18 protein-coding genes and 3 tRNA genes are annotated in these 21,375 nt (G+C 48.2%); 9 read left to right on the top strand and 12 right to left on the bottom strand.

Features of this window, described 5'->3' with window-relative positions; genetic code table 11:
* Positions 1–56 precede the first annotated feature (56 nt).
* Positions 57–1,517: an aspartate ammonia-lyase gene (gene aspA / locus AC2204_RS17890; protein ID WP_318927050.1), complete on the bottom strand. Its 1,461-nt coding sequence runs from the start codon at positions 1,515–1,517 to the stop codon at positions 57–59.
* 565 nt (positions 1,518–2,082) lie between these two features.
* On the opposite strand from aspA, the gene AC2204_RS17885 reads away from it, so the two are divergent.
* Positions 2,083–2,640, top strand: coding sequence for an FxsA family protein (locus AC2204_RS17885; RefSeq protein ID WP_318927048.1), 558 nt, complete (start codon positions 2,083–2,085; stop codon positions 2,638–2,640).
* A gap of 112 nt (positions 2,641–2,752) precedes the next feature.
* On the opposite strand, the gene AC2204_RS17880 is transcribed toward AC2204_RS17885, so the two are convergent.
* Positions 2,753–4,141: an MATE family efflux transporter gene (locus AC2204_RS17880; RefSeq protein WP_318927046.1), complete on the bottom strand. Its 1,389-nt coding sequence runs from the start codon at positions 4,139–4,141 to the stop codon at positions 2,753–2,755.
* 223 nt (positions 4,142–4,364) lie between these two features.
* Between AC2204_RS17880 and AC2204_RS17875 the strand changes: the two genes are divergently transcribed.
* Both AC2204_RS17875 and groL read left to right on the top strand, forming a co-directional pair.
* Positions 4,365–4,655, top strand: coding sequence for a co-chaperone GroES (locus AC2204_RS17875; protein WP_318927045.1), 291 nt, complete (start codon positions 4,365–4,367; stop codon positions 4,653–4,655).
* Between the two features lie 41 nt (positions 4,656–4,696).
* Positions 4,697–6,343, top strand: a complete 1,647-nt coding sequence (gene groL, locus AC2204_RS17870; protein ID WP_318927042.1) for a chaperonin GroEL — start codon at positions 4,697–4,699, stop codon at positions 6,341–6,343.
* 648 nt (positions 6,344–6,991) lie between these two features.
* On the opposite strand, the gene epmB is transcribed toward groL, so the two are convergent.
* Positions 6,992–8,014: an EF-P beta-lysylation protein EpmB gene (gene epmB / locus AC2204_RS17865; RefSeq protein WP_318927040.1), complete on the bottom strand. Its 1,023-nt coding sequence runs from the start codon at positions 8,012–8,014 to the stop codon at positions 6,992–6,994.
* A gap of 33 nt (positions 8,015–8,047) precedes the next feature.
* Between epmB and efp the strand changes: the two genes are divergently transcribed.
* A complete protein-coding gene (gene efp / locus AC2204_RS17860) occupies positions 8,048–8,614 on the top strand; it encodes an elongation factor P (protein WP_318927038.1) in 567 nt (188 codons plus the stop codon).
* Positions 8,615–8,726: 112 nt separating this feature from the next.
* Here efp and frdD read toward each other — a convergent pair whose 3' ends face one another.
* From frdD to frdA, 4 genes are read right to left on the bottom strand one after another with little or no spacing between them, the layout of a single operon-like run.
* Positions 8,727–9,089: a fumarate reductase subunit FrdD gene (frdD, locus tag AC2204_RS17855; RefSeq protein ID WP_318927037.1), complete on the bottom strand. Its 363-nt coding sequence runs from the start codon at positions 9,087–9,089 to the stop codon at positions 8,727–8,729.
* A gap of 10 nt (positions 9,090–9,099) precedes the next feature.
* Entirely contained in the window at positions 9,100–9,483 is a 384-nt protein-coding gene (frdC, locus tag AC2204_RS17850) for a fumarate reductase subunit FrdC (protein WP_318927035.1), read from the bottom strand.
* A 2-nt stretch (positions 9,484–9,485) separates the two neighbouring features.
* A complete protein-coding gene (locus tag AC2204_RS17845; RefSeq protein WP_318927034.1) occupies positions 9,486–10,226 on the bottom strand; it encodes a succinate dehydrogenase/fumarate reductase iron-sulfur subunit in 741 nt (246 codons plus the stop codon).
* Positions 10,226–12,040: a fumarate reductase (quinol) flavoprotein subunit gene (gene frdA / locus AC2204_RS17840; RefSeq protein WP_318927032.1), complete on the bottom strand. Its 1,815-nt coding sequence runs from the start codon at positions 12,038–12,040 to the stop codon at positions 10,226–10,228. The genes AC2204_RS17845 and frdA overlap by 1 nt, the downstream gene beginning before the upstream one ends.
* Before the next feature lie 552 nt (positions 12,041–12,592).
* Between frdA and epmA the strand changes: the two genes are divergently transcribed.
* On the top strand, positions 12,593–13,564 hold the full coding sequence (gene epmA, locus AC2204_RS17835; RefSeq protein ID WP_318927030.1) for an elongation factor P--(R)-beta-lysine ligase: 972 nt from the start codon (positions 12,593–12,595) through the stop codon (positions 13,562–13,564).
* A gap of 120 nt (positions 13,565–13,684) precedes the next feature.
* Here epmA and AC2204_RS17830 read toward each other — a convergent pair whose 3' ends face one another.
* The 5 genes from AC2204_RS17830 to rsgA all read right to left on the bottom strand — a co-directional run bounded on the left by AC2204_RS17830 (position 13,685) and on the right by rsgA (position 20,241).
* Entirely contained in the window at positions 13,685–15,568 is a 1,884-nt protein-coding gene (locus AC2204_RS17830) for a methyl-accepting chemotaxis protein (RefSeq protein WP_318927028.1), read from the bottom strand.
* 236 nt (positions 15,569–15,804) lie between these two features.
* Positions 15,805–16,521 (bottom strand): glycerophosphodiester phosphodiesterase, encoded by a 717-nt coding sequence (locus AC2204_RS17825; RefSeq protein ID WP_318927026.1) that lies wholly within the window; start codon positions 16,519–16,521, stop codon positions 15,805–15,807.
* Positions 16,522–16,552: 31 nt separating this feature from the next.
* Positions 16,553–17,968 (bottom strand): SLC13 family permease, encoded by a 1,416-nt coding sequence (locus AC2204_RS17820; protein WP_318927025.1) that lies wholly within the window; start codon positions 17,966–17,968, stop codon positions 16,553–16,555.
* A 138-nt stretch (positions 17,969–18,106) separates the two neighbouring features.
* Positions 18,107–18,985 carry an archaetidylserine decarboxylase gene (asd, locus tag AC2204_RS17815; protein WP_318927024.1) on the bottom strand — a complete coding sequence of 293 codons (879 nt, stop codon included), beginning with the start codon at positions 18,983–18,985 and terminating at the stop codon, positions 18,107–18,109.
* 203 nt (positions 18,986–19,188) lie between these two features.
* The gene (gene rsgA / locus AC2204_RS17810; protein ID WP_318927147.1) at positions 19,189–20,241 is read right to left on the bottom strand and encodes a small ribosomal subunit biogenesis GTPase RsgA; all 1,053 of its coding nucleotides are present in this window, start codon (positions 20,239–20,241) and stop codon (positions 19,189–19,191) included.
* Positions 20,242–20,320: 79 nt separating this feature from the next.
* On the opposite strand from rsgA, the gene orn reads away from it, so the two are divergent.
* The 4 genes from orn to AC2204_RS17790 all read left to right on the top strand — a co-directional run bounded on the left by orn (position 20,321) and on the right by AC2204_RS17790 (position 21,305).
* Entirely contained in the window at positions 20,321–20,866 is a 546-nt protein-coding gene (orn, locus tag AC2204_RS17805; protein WP_318927023.1) for an oligoribonuclease, read from the top strand.
* 129 nt (positions 20,867–20,995) lie between these two features.
* Positions 20,996–21,072: transfer RNA gene (locus AC2204_RS17800), tRNA-Met, on the top strand.
* A gap of 22 nt (positions 21,073–21,094) precedes the next feature.
* Positions 21,095–21,170, top strand: a tRNA-Gly gene (locus AC2204_RS17795).
* A 59-nt stretch (positions 21,171–21,229) separates the two neighbouring features.
* Positions 21,230–21,305: transfer RNA gene (locus AC2204_RS17790), tRNA-Gly, on the top strand.
* Positions 21,306–21,375 lie beyond the last annotated feature (70 nt).

Raw genomic sequence — 21,375 nt, 5'->3', positions numbered from 1 at the left:
AAAAGGGGGCAGATTTTCGTCCTGAAAACCCGCCCATTTATCTAGCGTTTGCGTTATTAGTTGTAACGCTTCGCTTTATATTCTGGATGCATCAGATTTTGTACTGAGAAGATGTCATTTAGCTGCTCTTCTGTCAGAAGCCCACGTTCTAGTACGACTTCACGGACATTTTTACCTGTTTCTGCACAGATTTTACCGACGATGTCACCTTCATGGTGGCCAATGAACGGGTTCAGGTAAGTCACGATACCGATAGAGTTGAACACGTAGCTTTCACAGACCTCTTTGTTCACTGTGATGCCCGTAATACACTTATCACGCAGGTTGATAGCGGCATTTTTCAATAGGTCGATAGATTCAAATAGCGCCTGACCGATAACCGGTTCCATGACGTTCAGCTGAAGCTGACCGGCTTCTGCTGCGAAAGTAATGGTAGTGTCGTTACCGATCACTTTGAAGCACACCTGATTAACCACTTCAGGGATCACCGGGTTTACTTTCGCCGGCATGATAGAAGAGCCTGCCTGCATTTCAGGTAGGTTGATTTCGTTCAGACCAGTACGAGGACCAGAAGAAAGCAGGCGTAGGTCGTTACAAATCTTAGAGAGTTTAACGGCAGTACGCTTCAGCGCACCGTGAACCATCACGTAGGCACCACAGTCAGACGTTGCTTCGATCAAATCTTCTGCAGGGGTACACGGCAGGCCGGTGATTTCAGCCAGACGCTGAACTGCCAGCTCCTGGTATCCCGTGGCAGCATTCAGGCCAGTACCGATAGCGGTTGCACCAAGGTTAACTTCCAGCAACAGTTCTGCGGTGTGGCGAAGGTTCTTGATTTCTTCTTTGATCAAAATGGCGAACGCGTTGAATTCCTGGCCTACGGTCATAGGCACCGCGTCTTGCAGCTGGGTACGGCCCATTTTCAATACGTCTGAGAATTCGTGATTTTTCGCGTCGAAGGCTTCTTTTAGATAGATCAGCGCTTCAACCATTGTCATGATGCTGTTATATACCGCAACACGGAAACCGGTTGGGTAGGCACAGTTGGTCGACTGGCTCTTGTTAACGTGATCGTTCGGGTTAACGATGTCGTACTCGCCTTTCGCTTTGCCCATAAGCTCCAGAGCAAGGTTGGCGATCACTTCGTTGGCGTTCATGTTAACAGAAGTACCGGCACCACCCTGGAAGACGTCTGATGGAAATTGATCCATGCACTTGCCCGTGTCCAGGATTAGGTCACAGGCTTTGATGATGTATTCGCCAACTTCAGATGGAATTGCACCAAGTTCTTTGTTAGCCATTGCAGCCGCTTTCTTGGTAAAAATCATACCGCGAACAAAGTCTGGCACATCAGAGATAGTAGTTTTAGATATGTTGAAGTTTTCAACAGCGCGAAGAGTGTGAATGCCCCAGTAAGCGTCAGCAGGAACGTGACGATCGCCAAGTAAATCTTCTTCGATGCGGGTAGCAACATTCAGAGTTGCTTCATTTTTTTCAAGATCAATCATCTGAGACATGAGGTAGCCTTATGGGAATCTGCTAAATAAAATTCAAACGTTGAGCCAATTCTGAATTAAGAGTCCATTCCGCAGGAGTGTTGGCTAGATGATCGTACCTGACACCTTATGTGAGGCTGATAATACTCCCCTTTATGGGTAAAAACATAATCTGGATCACTTTTTTAAAGCGCATGAAAACATATGCACAAAAACGAGATCGCGCTCACAATTGCTGTTAACAACAAGGAGGCTAAATGCGTCGAGAAATGATCTAAAGTGACAGGATGTGAATAAGTTGTTTGCTATCCTTGGTGCCCGCTAATGCTAACGGGCAACGACGACAGGTTGTTGAAAATCAATGTTAATCATGTTGGATTTTAATGTATCGAAAAGTTTCGGGTTGTGGTGTTGATGTGACATCGGTGTTGGTTTTTGTTCGGAGATCAATAATGCGGACTGGTAACGCGCACAGGCGGCTGAAAAATGCCACAATACTCCACATTGATTAGACTATATAAATAAGCTGGCCATCTCTGATGGCATTACCGTCAGCAAGTGTTGACCAGTGACAAAGAGGTGAGTCGTGTTTCCTGTATTACTGTTTTTGTTTATCGTTGTTCCCATTGTTGAAATTGCCTTATTTGTTCAGCTCGGCGGCTTATTTGGGCTATGGCCAACGCTTGCTTTGGTACTGATCACGGCGGTGGTCGGGGCATCATTGGTCCGCAGTCAGGGCATTGCGACTTTGATGGCGGTACAAACTAAATTGCAGCAAGGCGAACTGCCGGCTCAGCAAATTGTTGAAGGAGTCATGCTGGCGGTTGCCGGGGTATTGCTGCTGACCCCGGGATTCATGACGGATGCACTTGGTATGTTGGTGCTTCTGCCAGCCCCGCGGGCGATGTTAGCCCAGCAGCTAATGAGCCGCGTGAAGGTGAAGGGGATGGCGTCAGGCTCTGGTTTTAGCGCCGGTTTTGGCGGTGGCCCGGGTTTTACTGAGCAGCGGCCTTTTGAGAACGGTACCGATCCTTTTGAACCACGCCGCGACAAAGATGCCAATAGTCAGGGGGATGTATTCGACGGTGAGTTTGAGCGCAAAGACGATAATAAAGATAACGATCAGCAAAATCGTCTGAAGTAATCACTGACGGAGACATTAAAAGGATAGGCAATACCACGCGTATGTAAAAGGCAGCCTAAGCTGCCTTATTTGTTCATGCTGTTCATATTATACAATGAAGATATCGCGGGTTTTAACTTGCATATAATCCAGACTGCCGACGCATTCTTAGCGCATAAAAGTAAGCGCTGATACCACTGGCAATATTGGCGACAGCAATACCGATAAATAGCCCTTCTGTCCCATTAAGCTGACTGCCGAGCCATGCTGCAGGCAGTAAAAAACCAAATAACCGCAACAGATTCCACACCAGTGCGTGCATTGGTTTATGCATGGCATTTAAGGCACTGATCAGCAACATGCATACGGCCTGCATACCATAGCTCACTGGCACAACAATCAGGTAATGCCATATCTGTTGCTGTACCGCGCTATCCTGGCTGAAGAGTGAAGATAGCGGCCAGCTGAGTGGCACCATCATAATAAAGACCAGCAATTGAAAAACAATCGCAAAGCGCATGGTCATAAATAATGCATGAAATGCCCGGCGGGGGTTATCAGCCCCTAAATTTTGCGCGATAAAGGGCATTAACGCTGAGCCCAAAGCCATTATCACGATCACCAGCAAAGATTCGATACGCATTGCCGCGCCATAGGCAGCAACCGACGATGTGCCCTGAGCGGCCAGAAGTGACATGAGCAGTGCGCCTGATAATGGGTTCATTGCATTGGACAAGCTAGCCGGAGTACCAATTTGCATCACCTGTTGCCAGTCTTTCCAAATGCGTGCCAGCTGTGGCCAGGCCAGTAGTTTTTCACGTTTAATTAAGATATACAGGGAATTTATCAACGCGAATGCCCAGCTGATCCCACTGGCAATCGCTGCCCCCTTCACGCCCAGTTCAGGAAAAGGGCCATAACCAAAGATCAGTAAAGGATCCAGAATACCGTTGATCAACCCGGCCAGCATCATGATCTTGGCCGGGGTTTTAGCATCACCCGTTGCACGGATCGCACTGTTTCCGGCCATCGGTATCACCAATAGTGGAATGGCGAGATACCAGATATTCATGTATTGGGAGATGATTGGCAATAATTCTGGCGTGGCCCCAATCAATGAAAAGAGTGGGGTGATGGTCATCGTCCCCAGGGAAGAAGCACCGATCATTAAAATGACCGCCAGCAGTAATCCGTGGCTGGCGAAGCGTGCTGCGGAATTATTTTCCCCCTGACCTAACAAGCGGCCCACACTGGTGGAGATCCCCACACTGACACCCATGGTAATGCAGTTAAGGGCAAAGGTGACCGGAAAGGTAAAACTGACAGCAGCCAGCGCTTCGGTGCCTAACAGGGAGATAAAAAAGGTATCGACCAGATTGAACATTAAGATCGCCACCATTCCGAATACCATGGGTACGGTTAGGCGACGCAATACTTCTGCAATAGGATCAGAGAGCAGCCCGTGCTTGTCAGGCCGTATATTGGCCGATCTACTTTCTGCTGACTGTTGTTCTGCTGACATAGTGGTCTCGGATTTGATTGGCTGGCTTACCCTAAAGCAAAAGAGTGTGATCGGGCAAAAATTCTCAGAGAAATTATAAAAAAATAACGGTACAGGGCTTGGGTTCCAGAAATTTGACCCAACATGTCTAAGTATCAGAAAAACGCTATTTCATGAAAGTAGGCAGTTTGATGCTTACTTCTTTTTATCTTATGGATCTTACCAAAATCTGGAGAGACGACCGATGAATATTCGTCCATTACATAACCGAGTTATCGTAGAACGCCAAGAAGTTGAATCTAAGTCAGCTGGTGGTATCGTTCTAACTGGTTCTGCTGCCGAAAAATCAACTCGCGGCGTAGTCGTTGCTGTAGGTAAAGGCCTCGTTCTGGAAAACGGCACTGTTCAGCCGTTGGACGTAAAAGTTGGCGATACCGTTATCTTTGCTGAAGGCTACGGTATTAAAACTGAAAAGATTGATGGCAAAGAAGTCCTGATCATGTCAGAAAATGACATTATGGCAATCGTTGAATAATCCGTTCACTTCAAATAAAGAACTAAGAAAGGAAGATAGACATGGCTGCTAAAGACGTAAAATTTGGTAACGACGCACGTATTAAAATGCTGGAAGGTGTCAACGTTCTGGCTGATGCAGTAAAAGTAACCTTGGGCCCTAAAGGCCGTAACGTTGTACTGGACAAGTCGTTCGGTGCACCAACTATCACCAAAGATGGTGTTTCTGTTGCGCGTGAAATTGAACTGGAAGACAAATTCCAGAACATGGGCGCACAGATGGTTAAAGAAGTTGCTTCGCAAGCGAATGACGCAGCGGGTGACGGTACAACAACAGCAACGGTTCTTGCTCAATCTATTATCAGTGAAGGCCTGAAAGCCGTTGCTGCCGGCATGAACCCAATGGATCTTAAGCGCGGTATCGACAAAGCGGTTATTGCTGCTGTTGCAGCGCTGAAAGAACTGTCAGTTCCATGTGCAGACACCAAAGCAATCGCTCAGGTTGGTACAATTTCTGCCAATGCTGATGCAACTGTGGGTAACTTGATTGCAGAAGCAATGGAAAAAGTCGGCCGTGACGGTGTTATCACGGTTGAAGAAGGTCAGGCGCTTCAAGATGAGCTTGATGTTGTTGAAGGTATGCAGTTTGACCGCGGTTACCTGTCTCCTTACTTCATCAACAACCAGGAAGCCGGTTCTGTTGATCTGGACAACCCGTTCATTCTACTTGTAGACAAGAAAGTATCGAATATCCGTGAACTACTTCCTACGCTGGAAGCGGTAGCGAAAGCATCTCGTCCACTGCTTATCGTTGCAGAAGACGTTGAAGGCGAAGCACTGGCAACGCTTGTTGTGAACAACATGCGTGGCATCGTGAAAGTTGCAGCAGTTAAAGCACCTGGTTTTGGTGACCGTCGTAAATCAATGCTACAAGATATTGCGGTTCTGACTGCGGGTACGGTTATTTCTGAAGAAATCGGTCTGGAGCTGGAAAAAGTTCAGCTTGAAGATCTGGGTCAGGCTAAGCGCATTACGATCACCAAAGAAAACACCACTATCATTGATGGTGCGGGTGAAGAAACAATGATTCAGGGCCGTGTTGCTCAGATCCGTCAACAAATCGAAGACGCGACTTCAGACTACGACAAAGAAAAACTTCAAGAGCGTGTTGCTAAACTGGCAGGCGGCGTTGCTGTCATCAAAGTGGGCGCAGCCACCGAAGTTGAAATGAAAGAGAAAAAAGACCGCGTTGAAGATGCCCTGCACGCAACGCGTGCCGCGGTAGAAGAAGGCGTGGTTGCTGGTGGTGGTGTTGCACTTATTCGTGCTGCATCTAAAGTGGCTGGTCTTGAAGGCGACAACGAAGAGCAGAACGTCGGCATCCGTGTTGCTCTACGTGCAATGGAATCACCACTTCGTCAAATCACGACCAATGCGGGTGATGAAGAGTCTGTTGTTGCGAACAACGTTCGCGCTGGCGAAGGTAACTACGGTTACAATGCGGCAACGGGCGAATACGGCGATATGATTGAAATGGGTATTCTTGACCCAACGAAAGTCACGCGTTCAGCACTCCAGTTCGCGGCTTCTGTTGCGGGCCTGATGATCACGACTGAAGCAATGATCACCGATATGCCAGCAAAAGACGCTGGTGGCATGCATGATATGGGCGGCATGGGTGGTATGGGTGGCATGGGCGGCATGATGTAATCATCCCTCTAAGCTAACTGCTTGATTTAAAACCCGCCGGAAGGCGGGTTTTTTATGCCTGTCTATTTTCTATTTTCTCCGTCGCAAGTTGATAAAGAAAAATGCTCGAAAAGCTGTACGTGTTTTTTTTGATTTAAAATCAATTGCTTAATGGCTACTTTGGCATTTTTACTACAGAAGTCAAAAAAGTACATCATTTTGCTGTCAATAGAGTAAAAAGCTGAACGGCATGAGAGGTTAAAGTACACTATGGGCTGGTGATGACGAACAGGGTTTACTCTAAAAATTACCAGAAAAGCTGTACACACTTAAAAAGTAATTATTTATCAGTACATTAGGTCGGAATATTTGATCTTGCCCTTGTCACTCTTGCGCGTGACCACCTTTTTGCTGAACTTTGACTTAAAAGCTGCTCGGGCTCAGGGGCGCTTCTGATTTGTAATGATCAAAAAGCGGTACGAGCTGCACTGCCTTTAAGAACAATGGATTAAAAGGGGTTATTGTTTACGGGGAAGAGGCTGGAACATAGCAGCTGTACTTTGTTGTCCATGGCTGGACATGCGGTATGTGACGCGATGAGATCTCAACAAACAACGGCCAATGAATACGGCTTTATCCGAAATGCATTCATTGGCTGGTGTATTGGCGTTACTCTAAATGTAAATCGAGCGGGGTTTTACTAGCCCGTCCGCCGACTTCACGGGTCAGTTTAGGGACTAAATATCCAGAGACATTCTGTAGCAAGCCTGCCATCAACTGACGAGCCTCTTGGTCGCTCACCATAAAATGGGCCGCCCCCTGCACTTTATCCAGCACATGCAGGTAGTAAGGCAGAATACCGGCGCTAAATAATGCTTCACTGAGCAAGGTCAGTGCGCCTACTGAATCGTTGATCCCTCGTAGTAGCACTCCCTGGTTAAGCAAGGTCACATTGGCCTGTTGTAATTTGGCCATTGCCGAGGTTAACTCATCATTAATCTCATTGGCATGGTTGATATGGGTAACCATAACTGTCTGCAGCCGGCTGTTATCCAGCATCTGGCAAAGTTCAGCGGTAATGCGTGCAGGAATAACCACGGGCAGACGTGAGTGAATTCTGAGGCGTTTAATGTGTGGTATCAGCTCGATAGCGTTAATCAGCCATTGCAGTTCATGGTCTTTGGCCATTAATGGGTCACCGCCCGAGAGAATAACTTCATTAACTTCCGGGTGGGTCGCGATATAGTCGAGTGCCGTTTGCCAGTGGCGCTTGCCGCCTTTGTTTTCATCATACGGGAAATGTCGGCGGAAGCAGTAACGGCAGTTGACGGCGCATCCCCCCTTTACGATCATCAGTACGCGGTTTTTGTACTTGTGCAGCAGCCCGGGTATGGCGTTGTCCTGCTCTTCAAGCGGATCGAGGGAATAACCATCATGAACCTCGAATTCCTGCTCAAGCGGCAGCACCTGTCGCAACAAGGGATCGTAAGGGTTGCCAATTTCCATTCTGTCGACAAAGCTCAGTGGAACACGCAGCGCAAATAACTTCCGTGCAGTTAACCCGTTTTCCCATGGGGCCGGATCAATTTTCAGGATTTTTAATAGCTGAAAGGGATCGGAAATCGCATTAGCTAGATCATTAAGCCAGTTTTGCTCAACAGTTGAGGCGTTTCGGGTTATTATATGCGGCATTAAATACAACTCGAAGATGTTAAGAGGATAGAAATGGCGTCTTTCAGCACCAATGAATTCCGCGGCGGAATGAAAATTATGCTAGATAATGAACCATGTGTCATTATCGAAAACGAATTTGTTAAGCCCGGTAAGGGCCAGGCGTTCAACCGCGTTAAGATCCGTAAGCTAATTTCAGGCAAGGTGCTTGAGAAGACTTTCAAATCTGGCGACTCGGTTGAAGCTGCAGACGTAATCGACATCGAGCTTGATTACCTATACAACGACGGCGAATTCTACCACTTCATGAACAACGTAACATTTGAGCAGTTAGCTGCTGATCTGAAAGCGGTTGGTGAAAATGCGAAATGGTTGGTAGAAAACAACACGTGTACGCTGACACTGTGGAACGGTAACCCAATCATTGTTACTCCACCAAACTTCGTTGAGTTAGAAGTCACTGAAACCGACCCTGGCCTGAAAGGCGATACTCAGGGCACGGGGGGTAAACCAGCAACGCTAGTCACTGGCGCTGTGGTACGTGTACCGCTATTCATTCAGATTGGCGAAGTAGTCAAAGTTGATACGCGTTCGGGCGAATACGTAAGCCGTGTGAAGTAATCACTGCTTGCTGCTGAAAAAGGTCGCCTAGGCGACCTTTTTTGTGCCTGTCAGATATAAAAAAGCACCGCAATGCGGTGCGGTGCTTTTTAAACTGGTATCTAGATGATGGTTAGATCATGAAGACAAAGATAACAGCCAGTGCAGACACGAGGAATGCTGTCGCGTAACACGCGATTTTACCTGCCACACCGGTGTGGAATTTCAGATCATGCATACCGTGATGCAGGCGGTGCATCGCATGCCACATGGGTAGTGCCAGCGTACCGATAGTAAATAGCGCGCCGATAATACTGGTTACGAAGCCTGTTACACGCTCGTAGCTCATCGCTTCAGCATCAATGATGCCTAGCGGCACCATGATACCCAGAACAAGTACAGTTACTGGTGTTAGCATTGCGAACCAAGTACCGCCAGCACCAAACAGACCCCACCATACTGGCTCGTCAGAACGTTTAGGATTTAGATTTACCACGTGGTTCTCCTTAAACTAGCACTAGAACGAAGAGTGAGATAGCAGCCACTGCAGCCCACTGCACCAGTACAACAATTTTCTTATCAAGTGCTTTGCCTTTGATTTTAATCGGCATTACTTGAGGCATCATGCTGAAGAAGGTTTGTGCGTGGAACAAACTGCCGAGAAGCGCAACAATGTTCAAAACGACAACGATGGGGTTAGACATAAAGTCTAACCAACCAGCCCAGGCTTCAGGACCTTTCACCAGGCTGCCAAGACCGAAGGTCAGGCAGATTGTGAAGAAGATCAGCGGTAAGATTGTTGCTTCACGAACCATATAAAAGCGGTAGAAAGGATGATCTTTCCACCAGGTACGTGTCATTTCGCGAACGTAAGGTTTACGGTTGCTCATCCTTATGCCTCCTGAGGCTTAATCATGGCAATAACAAAATCTTTAGAAGATTCAACTTTACCCTGGTTAACCGCTGCTGCCGGATCAACGCTCTTCGGACAAACTTCAGAACAGTAACCCACGAAAGTACAACCCCAAGCGCCGTTCTCGCCGTTAATCAGCTTCATACGCTCTTTAGCGCCGTTATCACGGCTATCCAGGTTGTATCGGTGTGCAAGTGTTAGCGCTGCCGGACCAATGAACTCAGGATTCAGACCAAATTGAGGGCAGGCTGAGTAGCAAAGACCACAGTTGATGCAACCGGCAAATTGCTTGTACTTAGCCATTTGCTCGGGCGTCTGGTTGTTTGGACCATCTTCAGGTGTGCGATCGTTACCGATGATGTATGGCTTAATTGCTTCAAGACGCTCGATAAACGGCGTCATGTCGACGATCAGATCTTTTTCGATAGCAAAGTTAGCCAGCGCTTCAATTTTCAGACCGTTCGGGTAGTCACGCAGGAAGGTTTTACAAGCCAGCTTGGGTACCTTGTTAACCATCATGCCGCAAGAACCGCAGATCGCCATGCGGCAAGACCAACGGTAAGCCAAATCTTTGTCTAGGTTATCTTTGATGTAGCCCAGTGCATCAAGCACAGACATAGTTTCGTTAAACGGTACTTCGAACATTTCGAAGTACGGTTCTGCATCTTTTTCCGGGTCATAACGCAGAATTTCAACTTTCTGGATACGGTTGCCTGACATTATGCCTGCTCCTCTTTGTTCGCTGCCGCTTCTGCTGCTTCTTTCGCTGCTGCCTCTTCTGCTGCTGCACCGTATAGACGCGCTTTAGGCTGAGACTTGGTGATTGTCACGTCGCTGTATTCGATACGAGGTGCTTTGTCACCGTTGTAGAATGCCAGTGTATGCTTCAGGAAGTTGACGTCATCACGCTCTGTACAACCTTCGTCTAGACGCTGGTGTGCACCACGAGATTCAGTACGTTTAATCGCAGAGTGAGCCATGGCTTCTGCTACTTCCAGGCCGTAGCCCACTTCGATTGCGTAGAGCAGATCGGTGTTGAATACTTTGCCTTTATCTTTGATGCTGATCTTCTTATAACGCTCACGCAGCTCTGCCAGTTTATCAACAGTCGCTTGCATCAGGTCTTCTTGGCGGTAGATACCACAACCCGCTTCCATGGAGTGACCCATTTCAGTACGGATATCAGACCAGTTTTCGTCGCCTTCTTGTGATAGCAGAGCGTCGATACGGTCTTGAACAGCCTTCATTTGCTTAGTGATCCCTTCTTCGTTCCAGCCTTTGAATTCTGCCGCACGCTTTGCAGCGCCTTCACCCGCCAGGCGGCCGAATACAACCAGCTCTGCCAGAGAGTTAGAACCCAGACGGTTAGCACCGTGCAGGCCAACAGAAGAACACTCACCGACGGCGAACAGACCAGAGATACGTGTTTCGTTGTTTTTGTCTGTTTCAATACCACCCATGGTGTAGTGCACGGTTGGACGAATTGGAATTGGCTCTTCCGCAGGGTCAACGTTCACGTAGGCTTTCGCAAGCTCACAGATGAAGGGTAGACGCTCGTGCAGGTATTCTTTACCCAGGTGGCGCAAATCAAGGTGAACAACATCGCCCAGTGGGTGCTTGATGGTGTTGCCTTTTTGCTGTTCGTGCCAGAACGCTTGAGAAACTTTGTCACGCGGACCCAGTTCCATGTATTTGTTCTTCGGCTGGCCGATTGGTGTTTCAGGGCCCATGCCGTAGTCTTGCAGGTAACGGTAGCCGTTTTTGTTCAGCATGATACCGCCTTCACCACGACAACCTTCGGTCATCAGGATACCGGTACCTGGCAGGCCTGTCGGGTGGTACTGAACGAATTCCATATCACGCAGAGGGACACCGTGGCGGAATGCCATCGCCATACCGTCGCCTGTTACGATGCCGCCGTTGGTGTTGCAGTTGTAAACACGGCCGGCACCACCTGTCGCAAGCACAACAGATTTCGCTTTAATACAAACCAATTCGCCTTCAGCCATGTGAATCGCGATAAGGCCTTGTACTTCGCCCTCTTCTACCAGCAGGTCAACCACGAAGTATTCGTCAAAACGGTTGATTTGGGTGTATTTGATAGAAGTCTGGAACAGTGTGTGCAGCATGTGGAAGCCGGTTTTATCGGCCGCGAACCAGGTACGCTCAACCTTCATGCCACCAAAACGACGAACGTTAACGTCACCGTTTTCTTTACGGCTCCAAGGACAACCCCATTGTTCCAGCTGGGTCATCTCGCGAGTCGCGTTTTCTACAAAATATTCAACAACGTCCTGTTCACATAACCAGTCACCACCACCAACTGTATCGTTGAAATGATTGTCCAGGCTATCCTCATCCTTGATGACGGCAGCGGAGCCACCCTCTGCCGCTACGGTATGAGAGCGCATAGGGTAAACTTTAGAAATCAATGCAATTTCTAAGTTAGGGTTTGCTTCAGCAGCAGCAATGGCAGCACGTAGTCCTGCGCCACCTGCGCCAATTACAGCGATATCTGTGGTAATTGTCTTCACAGCTATCCTCCGGAGGTAAGACGAAAAATTTAACAGGCATGCATATACACACCTATCCTTGAAATCCTGGGGTTATTCTATGCAACAAAACCGATAGAAAATTTGATTTAGACGCATCTTTCGAAGTGATGTAGGCCTAAACTGTCAGGGTATTACAGATTTTGTGATTATTGTCACAATTTGTAATGTGGTGTGCTTGTTAATTGGCTGGTGTTTCGTTTGCCAGTTGTTTCTGGCCCGTTAGTTTTGTGTTTCTTTTTTTGTGTGTAAGTCATTAATGTTAAAAAAAAACCAATCCCAGCTGGGGGGGGGGATTAAATGTAATGTTAGATTTATGGGGTGTTGGTTATAACCGTGTGATTTTTGTGTTTTATCTTGTGTTTTTTTTGATCTCGGAATATCACGTCAGAGTTGTCGGTTGTTCATATTTCTCTATAAAAAGGAATTATTGAATATTTTCGGTTTACGGGGCGGTGGGGCTGCTATGTGAACAGCTGCCTGGTTTTGGTAAACTGTCGGCAGATGATCAGCCTGAAACTATGAAGTGGTATTATGTCTTTACCTTGGCAACCAACGGCCTCAATGGCGCAGCTAAAACAACGTGCTGCTATTCTTTCTTCTCTCCGTGATTTCTTTTCCCGCAAAGATGTGCTGGAAGTCGATACGCCAGCCATGAGCCAGGCGACGGTAACGGATGTCCATCTGCATACTTTTCAGACGGAGTTTGTCGGCCCGGGATATGCCGGCGGTCAGACACTCTACATGATGACCAGCCCTGAATTTCATATGAAGCGTTTGCTGTCTGCGGGTAGTGGACCTATCTATCAGATTTGTAAGTCATTTCGCAATGAAGAGTCGGGTCGTTATCACAATCCGGAATTTACCATGCTGGAATGGTACCGTCCTGACTTTGACCATCATGAGCTGATGGACGAAATGGATGAGTTACTGCAGCACGTGCTGGGTTGCCAGCAGGCTGAGCGTATGAGCTACCAGCAAGCATTTTTACAGGTGCTGGGTGTGTGTCCGCTGGAATGTAGCATGGATGAGCTTAAAGTGGCTGCCGCGACGCTTGGTTTGGCTGATATAGCAGAGCCGGAGCAGGATCGCGACACCTTGTTGCAACTACTGTTTAGTGTCGGTGTTGAAGTGAAAATTGGCCAGCAGGTTCCGGCGTTCGTATATGATTTTCCGGCATCACAGGCGGCATTAGCGCAGATCAACCCGGCGGATAGCCGAGTGGCGGAACGCTTTGAGGTGTACTTTAAAGGCATTGAATTAGCGAACGGTTTTCATGAATTAGCCGATGGTGATGAGCAGCTTGCTCGATTTGAACAGGACAATAAGCAGCGTCTGGAAATGGGATTGAAGCCACAACCGATTGATTTACATCTGGTGGAAGCGCTGCGGGCCGGTTTCCCTGATTGTGCCGGTGTGGCGCTGGGGGTTGATCGTTTGATCATGCTGGCGCTCAAGTTGGATCATATTGATCAGGTTACCGCTTTTCCGATCGACATTGCCTGATTTTTTAAGGCGATGATCCTGGGGGGAGCAAGCAGAAAAAAACGCTGTGAATCACCATAATGGTATTCATCAGCGTTTTTAACCATCGGCTTACTTATAAACCATACGGGTATGGTTGCTTTACACCTTAAAGCGAGAAATATCTTGTCGCATCGCTTCTGCTGAATCACTCATCTCGCGGGCACTTTGGCTGACATCTGCCGTTTGGTCCGCTAAATGGTCAGAGACATCTTTAATTGCCTGAGTATTTCGGCTGATGTCTTCACTCACTGCGCGTTGTTCTTCGGCAGCACTGGCAATATGGGTTGCCATGTCAGAAATTTCTGTAATGGCTGCAGTGATTTTAGTCAGGCTGCTGTTTGCCGATTCTGCGTAACCGACGCTCTGATCGGCCAGTTCAGTGCTCGCCTGCATGCTGTCAACGGCCTGATGGGTGTTCCGCTGCAAGGTTTCGATCATGCTGCGGATTTCTTCCGTCGAGTCATGGGTGCGCTTACTCAGCACCCGCACTTCATCGGCCACAACTGCAAAACCGCGCCCTTGTTCACCGGCACGCGCGGCTTCTATGGCAGCATTCAGTGCCAGTAAGTTAGTTTGCTCTGCAATGCTCTGAATAGTCGAGAGGATCTGGTTAATGCCCTGGGCATTATTTTCCAGCTCATGGATGACGGTTGCTGCTTCCTGGACCTGATTCGCTAACGAGGTGATCGCATCTCGGTTCTGTCCGATCACCAGCTGGCCTTCATCACAGGCATTGGTTGAAGCCTGTGCGGCGGCGGCGGTCATTTCAGCGTGACTGGCCACTTCTCCTGATGTTGCCGACATTTCATGAATGGCTGTGGCGATCTGGTTCACATCGTTCTGCTGATCGGCGACTTTCTGCGATGCCAGAGCTGATTGCTTGGAAGATATGTCAGCGTGTTCACTCAAAGTATGTGAGTGGGCCACAACGCCTTTTATCATCCCTTGCAGCTGTGCTAAGAAGCGGTTCATGTTATCAGCCAGTTCGCCGATTTCGTCCATACGCTCAATTTCAATCCGCTGGGTCAGATCGCCACTGCCCTGAGCAAGCTGGTTGACCGACTGATTCAGGTTATTCAGCGGACGTAACAGGCTGTTAATGATCAGGGTCGCAATGATTGAAATGATGATATAAAGACCAATGGAGGCCATAACAACGAAGGTGATCTGTTCTGAGATTGAGGCAAATGCCAGAGATTTATCTTCGATAAGACCCAGAGTCCAGTTGGTGCCTGCAATTGGTGCAACAAAAATGAGTTTGTCTTTGTTCTCACTGTCTAACGAGAATGTCTCGATTGTCTGCCGGTTTTGCAGCTGACGGATCAGGTCCGGGGTTAGTTCGCTGTCTAACTGAGTTAATGGCTGCTGGCTTAAGGTCTCATCCCGGTAGGCGACAATGCGGTTGTTACCATCGATTAAAAAGGCGAAGCCATCATGATCCAGTTTCATGTTCAGCACTTGATCGATGATATGGCTGACGGTCAGATCTGCGGCCAGCACCCCGGAGTGTTTGCCCTGAAAGGCTTTGGCAAAACTTACCACAATACTGCCATCAAAATCCTGGTAGGGTTCCGTTAGCGTCAGTTGGCTTGTGTTCATAGCATCCTTATACCAGGGACGGGTACGCGGATCATAATCGGCAGGCCAGTCTTCTGATTTATCACCATAGGCGATGGTACCATCCGTGAAACCGGCATAGACGGATAGGAAATGGCCAGCACGTTTGGTTAGCAGCAGTTCACGGTCAACGTTGTCCTGAGCGGCAATAAGGGATTCGTTGGCCAGCATCATATCGCTTCGGGTGCTTAGCCAGTCGGCAATATAGCGGCTGGTGGCCTGACCGATATCCGTCATTTGGCTGGTGACTTCTGAGGTGGTTTCTTGTTTCAGCTGATTAATGGAAATCCAGGCCTGAACTGCGCTAACCGAAGCGATAATCGCGGCGATGGCAATCTGTATTTTAAACTTGATCGTATATCTCATCGAAGACTCTTATATTTGGTAGCAAAAGGTGACTTCAAGGCACTAAAGGTATGAAGTATGAGTGGTTATTCTGAACTCTTGCATTTATCACTTATAGTATCGGCCTGAAGGGCATAATCATTAGTGATAAGGTTCATAAATGCAGCGATGAGGATACTGAAATAAAAGTAACTGTGAGCTTTCTCCCAGCCGGGCGTGATAAAAAGTAGGGTACTCTTTCGCTGAGCGATGAGCACCTACTCCCAGACAGGCCGGACAGCCGTTTGTGGAAAAGAGCCAACGGCGGCTTCAGGTATATCGCAGAATATGCCATCGACCCCCATCTGATTTAACCACTGCCAGTCATCAGGTTGGTTGACGGTGTAGACATAACATTTCAAACCGCGCTGATGGGCATCCGTTACCAACTCCGGACATACCGTATCGATATCCAGATTGACAGACCAGGCACCCAGGTTTTCGGCAAATGCACATTCATCCACCGGGCGAGAAGCCGTTAATGCGCCAAGCTTCAACTCGGGTGCCAGTGTTTTAAGTTGCTTGAGTAAGTGGTGATTAAAGGACGAAATCAAAAACTGATCGGCGCTGAAGTTTAGTTTTTTACAGGCCAGTTCGAGTTGCTTCACTAAAGGTGTCAGACGAGTGACGCATTTTAGCTCAATGTTAAGCGCGCACTGACCGTTTACCAGTGTCAACAGCTGCCATAGGGTTGGCACGGATTCACCATTACCGGCATCAAGCCGTTGAATATCAGCCAGACTATATGCCTGTAGCAATCCTTTGCCATTGGTGGTGCGATCAAGCCAGCGATCATGGATCACCAGACATTCATCACCATGGCTGTGAATATCGAATTCAATGGCTTTTGCTCCGCCGTTAATCGCAGCCTGCATGGCGGCAAGGGTATTTTCCGGGGCAAGTGTTCTTGCCCCGCGGTGAGCGATGATCAGCATACAATCCAAACTCCATTCATAACTTAGCCACTCAGGTCAACACAAGAGCGGCAGTATAGACAATTGCCAAGCCTACCAAGCCAATAATAATACCGGTTTTTGCCATGTCTTTACTCTCAATTAAGCCGGTAGAGTAAGCCAATGAATTTGGCGGGGTTGATACTGGCAATATCATGCCGAGGGAAGCTGAAAACGCGACAACAATCAATACGCCCTGCAAGCCGCCGATCGAAGCCAGGCTCTCCATTGAAGCGGCTACTGCCGCCGCAATCGGCATCAGTAAGTTGGCCGTCGCAGTGTTAGACATGAAATTTGCCATTATCCAGCAAATCAGCGACAGGGTCAGTACGACAGCAATCGGTGAAAGGGCATCATAATCAATGGAGTGAGCCAATGCTGCTGCCAGGCCGGTTTTGTCCAAACCAAGGCCGATGGCGATACCGCCCGCAACCAGCCACAAGACATCCCAGTTGATCAGCTTCAGCTCTTCTTTACCCATGATCCCCGTTAGAGTGAAAACCGCCAAGGGAATGATGGCAACCACATAGGTATTCATGCCGTGCAGCGCGGTCGTCATCCACATCAGAATAGTAAGGGCAAAGGTGATATATACCACGATCGCCTGCCAGCTTTTCTGGAAGGTACCTTCTAGCTTAAGCTCCATTTGTTGCTGGGAAGAAGGGAACAATTTCTGCAGTAACCACCAGGCAAAAGCCAGCTGCACTATGACAAATGGCAGACCGAGCATCATCCAGCCAAGGAAGCTGATGCTGTGCTCTCCGGTCAGATATTGCAGGGCGATTGCATTGGGTGGGGTCCCGATGGGGGTTGCGATCCCCCCGGTATTCGCGGCGATTGGGACACAGAGTACTAACGCTTTAATCCCGACATCTCCTTTCGGTACCGAGGCAACAATCGGTGCTAACAGGGCCAGCATCATCACTGTGGTGGCGGTGTTTGACATAAACATCGAGAATACGGCGGTGATCAGCATTAAGCCGAGCATAATAAATTTAGGCTGGGTGCCGAAAGGTTTAAGTAATACCCGGGCCAGGTTGTTATCAAGCTCGTATTTTGATGCAGCAATGGCTAACGCAAAACCGCCCATGAATAGAATGATAATCGGTGAAGAAAAAGCACCGAAGATATCGGTGTATTTCATCATATCACCCATATCATGGCCTGTTGGCGGAGTGCGGAACAGGTGCAGACCTTTATCAGAAATCATGATCAGTTCGAGGGCTATGATCAGGATGGAGGTTGCGAATACGGGAACGGGTTCGAGCACCCAAAGGAGTGCGGCGAGAGCAAAAATAGCCAGCAGGCGGTGCTGGATCAGCGTCAGGCCTTCGATGGGAATGGCATCGATAGGTAGCATTAAAATACCGAGCGGGATCCCGAAGGCCACAAACAGCCGAATGAGTTGCGATATAGATATTCTCTTCATAGTGATGTCGGCTTGCTTATTGTTTAATCATTGCAAATCAGCATACTATTTGAACGAATGTAAAATCCTCGACATGGTCAATTTTTGGGATCAAAAAAGGGGCGGTAGTCGCCCCTTTATTCCAGAAATGTTAACTGGTTACGCTTTGTCTTGGTTTCCATTGAGCTCAGCGTATGGCTGACCCATCCGGGTTGGTTGCTCTGGTTTCATTTCTTCGACAAAGTGAAGCATCGCTTTCGGGAACAGGTTAATCACGGTTGAGCCCAGTTTGAAGCGACCCATTTCCTGGCCTTTCTTCAATACAACGGACTGAGCGCCTGAAGCCGGGTACTCCCAACGCCGAACGTCCGGGCCTGTAGGCGGAGTGACGGTGCCAGCCCATACCGTTTCGATACTGCCAACAATGGTCGCCCCAACCAGTACCTGAGCTACCGGACCGTGAGCGGTATCAAAAATACAGACGACCCGCTCATTACGGGCAAACAGATTCGGTACATTTTGCGCGGTCAGCGGATTGACCGAGAACAGATCGCCAGGAATGTAGATCATCTGGCGCAGCGTACCGTCGCATGGCATGTGAACGCGGTGATAATCACGCGGCGATAAATACAGGGTTGCGAAATCTCCCCCCATAAATTCTTCAGCCAGCGTTTTGTCGCCGCCCAGCAGTTCGCAAGCATCAAAGTAGTGACCCTTGGCTTGAAACAGGCGTCCTTCTTTAATCGGGCCGAGCTGACTGACACAGGCGTCAGCAGGGTAGCAGAAGAGATTGTCGTCAGCATTAATCGGACGAGCGCCCTCTTTGAGCTCACGAACAAAGAAATTGTTAAAGGTCGAGTACGCGACAGGATCCGGATTGCGTGCTTCCGACATGTCGACGTTGTACTGGCCGATGAACCAACGAATAACTGCGGTGGTAAGTTTGCCCGCTTCTAATGAAGCCAGTCTACCGGCCAAGCGGGTTAGGGCATGTTTCGGGGTGCAATACTGCAGGCCAATTTTGATGTTATCTAGCACGATATGTCTTCCGGAAAATGTCAATTAATCAACAACCTAGCTATTCTCTTTAACATCTTGGAATAACTTCAACCGAGAATAATACCTAAAATGTGCCTGAAAGTCAGTTAATTAGGTCCGGGTATGTCGATCATGGAAGGTGGGAGAAGGCTTGAGGCGACGGGCAATCTCCGCTTTTGGGAACGGATAATTGCCCGACAAGCTTAGCTCAGTTTATTGCGTGAAAACTGGCGGTTAGCCACGTTTTCCGACATGCTTTCAATGATTTTATGGTAGCTGTCGTAACGTTCACGGCTTATCTTTCCAGCTTCGACCGCCTCTCGGATCAGACAGCCGGGATCATTGCCATGTTTACAGTCACGGAATTTACAGCCGCCTAAGTATTCACGAAACTCAACAAAGGCTTCAGTGACTTGTTCCGGCTCTAAATGCCATAGGCCAAATTCACGGACTCCAGGCGAATCAATAAGATCACCGCCACCAGGGAAGTGGTAGAGCCTTGCAGCCGTGGTGGTGTGCTGACCTAAACCCGACCCTTCGGAGACATCGCCGATATCAGCTCCGACCTCAGGCATCAGGGTATTAATCATACTGGATTTACCCACACCGGATTGGCCAGCAAAGATATTGACGTGATCTTTCAGGTCATTTTTCAGGGCTTCCATCCCTTCGCCAGTTTCAGAGCTGACGAAACGCAGTTCGTAACCTATTTTCTGGTAAAGAGAGAGTGTTTTTTCGACTTGCTTGCGGACATCCGCCTCTAACAAATCAATCTTGTTCAAGACTATCAGAGGTTCAATACCGACGGTCTCTGCTGCAATAAGGTAACGGTCAATAATGTTAAGCGACAGTTCCGGTAATATGGCCGAGACAATAATGATCCGGTTAACATTGGCTGCAACCGCTTTTATACCATCATAGTAGTCAGGTCTTGTGAGCATGGATTCACGTTCGTGAACGGCTTCGACAACACCAGAAATGCCATGTAGCGCCTCAACACCTGGCCGCCAGACAACGCGGTCGCCAGAGACTAAGCTCTGAATACTTCGGCGCAGGTTGCACCGATGAATCACTCCTGTTTCAGGATCTTCAACATCAGCATGTTGACCAAAGCGGGTAATAACCAAGCCTTCACGGGCTGATTCCAGTAGCGCTTCATCCCATTGGACGTCGGCTTTTTCGCGATTTAGTCGTTTGTTTTGGTTAGAGCGTACGCGACGGCTCTGGCCTTTAGTCAGCTTTTTCTTTTTTGCCACAAGAATATCGTCAGTTTGGTTGGCTTTCGGTATAAGCCAAGTATGATACATGGTTTAGTCATAAAATAGGCAATATCAAATGACAATCAGCGATCAGAATCTTATTTGGGTTGATTTGGAAATGACTGGTTTAGATCCAGAAGTCCATCAAATCATTGAAATTGCAACGATAGTGACCGATGCCCAATTAAACATTTTAGCTGAAGGTCCGGTTTTGGCGATCCATCAGCCAGAAGCGGAATTAGCTAAAATGGATGACTGGTGTACGAATACACATACCAATAGTGGTCTGGTTGCACGTATTCGTCAAAGTACCATTGATCAAGAGGAAGCGGTACGCCAGACAATCGCTTTCCTGGAAAAATGGGTTCCGAAAGGTGCATCACCTATTTGTGGTAACAGTATTGGTCAGGATCGTCGTTTTCTTTACAAACATATGCCGGAGTTGGAACAGTATTTCCACTACCGTTATATTGATGTCAGTACGATTAAAGAGTTAACCCGTCGTTGGCAGCCTGACTTGCTTACCGGCTTTACCAAGAAAGGTAGCCACCTGGCGCTGGATGATATCCGTGATTCGATTGCTGAGTTACGCTACTATCGTGAGCATATTTTCACTATTTGACGGTAAAATAAGCATTTGGAAGGAAAAGTGCGGATTTTTTTTTAGAACTATTGCATCCGTCATTTTTCCTCGTATAATGCGCAGCCTCGAAAGGCAATAACGAGTTTGTTTCCTTTTGATTGTTTCGGACGCGGGATGGAGCAGTTTGGTAGCTCGTCGGGCTCATAACCCGAAGGTCGTTGGTTCAAATCCAGCTCCCGCAACCAACTTACTTGTTAAGTCAAGTATGCGACACTAGCTCAGCTGGTAGAGCGCAACCTTGCCAAGGTTGAGGTCACGAGTTCGAACCTCGTGTGTCGCTCCAGATTTAATTGGTCATTGCTCTTGCAGTGGTGACCGGAAGGTGAAAAACTTCCATGTGATGCGACACTAGCTCAGCTGGTAGAGCGCAACCTTGCCAAGGTTGAGGTCACGAGTTCGAGCCTCGTGTGTCGCTCCAAATTGGTTTTTTCAGTCACTGACTGAGAGAGCAGTAGTTGTGACCGTACTCTAACGGTGAGATATAAATC

The organism is Photobacterium sp., from assembly GCF_057456235.1.
This window is presented reverse-complemented; position numbering and strand designations above follow the sequence as displayed.